This window comes from Mycobacterium shimoidei, assembly GCF_900417275.1.
In the GTDB taxonomy this organism is placed as follows: domain Bacteria; phylum Actinomycetota; class Actinomycetes; order Mycobacteriales; family Mycobacteriaceae; genus Mycobacterium; species Mycobacterium shimoidei.
This window is the reverse complement of sequence record NZ_UEGW01000004.1, coordinates 1-1,996: the sequence shown is the minus strand read 5'-3', so window position 1 is coordinate 1,996 and position 1,996 is coordinate 1. Positions and strand designations below refer to the sequence as shown.

Annotated in this window: 2 protein-coding genes; both read right to left on the bottom strand. The window is 64.6% G+C overall.

The features are described from left to right. Positions 1–180: 180 nt before the first annotated feature. Positions 181–711 carry an Imm61 family immunity protein gene (locus tag MSP7336_RS23480; RefSeq protein WP_069398246.1) on the bottom strand — a complete coding sequence of 177 codons (531 nt, stop codon included), beginning with the start codon at positions 709–711 and terminating at the stop codon, positions 181–183. Continuing rightward, complete coding sequence (locus MSP7336_RS23950; protein ID WP_181787048.1) at positions 708–1,292, bottom strand: TNT domain-containing protein; 585 nt, start codon at positions 1,290–1,292, stop codon at positions 708–710. Before MSP7336_RS23950 ends, MSP7336_RS23480 begins: the two co-directional genes overlap by 4 nt. Between the last annotated feature and the right edge of the window lie 704 nt (positions 1,293–1,996).

Genomic DNA, 1,996 nt, shown 5'->3' with positions numbered 1-1,996 from the left:
GGCCCGGCCCGAAGAATCAGTCTGTACTACTTCTCGCTTGTCGCGCGGAGTTTTCGCAGGTTAGGCGCTGATTGCGGAACAGCCGGACCGCGCGAGGCTGCCCCTTCGGCGCGCCCTTAAGTGTTGAGTTTGCAGCGTCGAGACGAGCCACAAATATTCCTGGGCATCCCCGACTCAGGCCTACCGCAGCCTAAACAGCGGCTTTCCCTCAGGATCAAGAAACGACGCCACGATGTCGTCGACTGTCGCAGTCACATACACCGACAGCCTCACCAATCGGTCCGTTCCTGTCCACAAGTCTCTGCTGGAGATGGCCACCACCGTGCCGCCAGAGTCGATCAAGGCCATCCGGTCCTCGACCCCGTCAAACGGCCGTGTGCCAAGGGTGAACCCTGACACTATCTCCTCCCGAGACAAAGGCTCGCGTATATCCGGCAGTCGGCGATGCTCCCTGACGGATGTGCCAAAGTCCCCAAACAAATACTTCTCGACCGTTTCCATCGAGGGCGCCGCTAAAACGAGATGCTCAGGGCCGCTGCGGTCTAAGTGGGTGATGACAAACCAACCGTCGCCGTTTCGTCCGATCAAATACTGGAGCTGGCCGCCCTCTTTCCAGAACATTGGGCGCCCGTCCTCAGCCTCGGACACCCCCCAGCCGCCACTGCGCGCCCACTCGCCCAGTCGCGCAGACACCTCGATTCGCTCCGTCATTGCAACACGCCCCATTTCTTTTTCAGGTCTCTTACGCTCACTGGCTCATCGTCGGAGTTGAGTATTCGCACTTGTGTCGCGCCCCCGGGCTGGCCCAAACCTGGTGCGACCTCGGATACTTCGATGCGCCAACCGTCGGGGAGGCGATCGATACGGTAGGCGTTTCGAGGATCGCCGAGAGAGTCGACGTGCATCGCCCGTTCCTCCCACGATGCCGGCACGCCGTCTTTCATCACCGCTAGGTATGCGCCATCGTCATTTCCAACGCGGTCCACCTGATCGCCAAAGTATTTCTTGAATTGCTCAAGGTCGCTGAACGCCACCTTCGTATGCGGTACCGCGCCGTCGTTGCCCGGGAAGTTATACCAGTGCTCGCCCTTCGGCCCCAGCTGATTGAAACGCTCTGCGTATTGCTGCTCGGTGTAGGAGTGCCCATGCGGATCGCGGCCGAACGGCGCGTCCGGGTCTTTCATGATTTCGGCGACATCGGGATGTATCGGTCCTGCCGAGTTGTGGTCAAAGTCCCAGTGCTCGCCCAAGGGCTCGCCGTAAGTCGGGTCGATGTCGTCTTTGCTGGGCAACCGTTCCCAGCCTTCACCCGAAAGCTCTTGGGAATGCAGCGGATCTTGTGGGTTATCGCGATCCCCGCCTCTGCTGTGACCGTCTTCGCCAGTGTCACCGACGTCGTCTCCGCCGCCTTGGCCACCGCCGCCGCTATTGCCGTCACCGCTCCCACTGTGTCTATCACTGCCATGCTCATCGCTGTGACCACCGCCACCCAATTCACCTGGATCATGGGGGGGAGGCGGAGGCTCCGTCGAGTGACTCGCCCCACCGACAGATGCATCGGGGACCGGCTCATGGGCCGGAGACACTGACGCGCCCTGCGGTGAAGGCGCGCTCGCAACTGTCGGCTCGGCCGGATATCCGTCGGGCGTCACGGGCACCCGCGGCGGTGGCGCAGGTGCCGTCTGGATGCCGGCTGACGGGATGTGCTCGCCCGATGCCGCAGGCGCCGCGGCCGATGCCATCGGCGCTGGTTCGTAAGCAGCGCCCCCGGGCGGGGCACCTGCGGGTGCGCCGTGGTCGCCTGCCGGCATCGGCGCCGGTTCATGGACTCCCGCGCCGGGGACATCCCCGGCGCGGGGAGCGGAAGGTGCATCGACCGGCGGCCGCCCCGCGCCGGCCCCGGGCCCAGCACCCGCACCCGGCGTCTGCGCAGGTGTCGGCTCGGCCGGCCTTACAGACGGCCCGGGCTCGGGCGGTCGCACGGGTGGAGCCGGGG

Coding starts and splice junctions, on each gene's coding strand:
- MSP7336_RS23480 (WP_069398246.1), bottom strand. CDS start 711: ATGACGGAGCGAATCGAGGTGTCTGCGCGACTGGGCGAGTGGGCGCGC.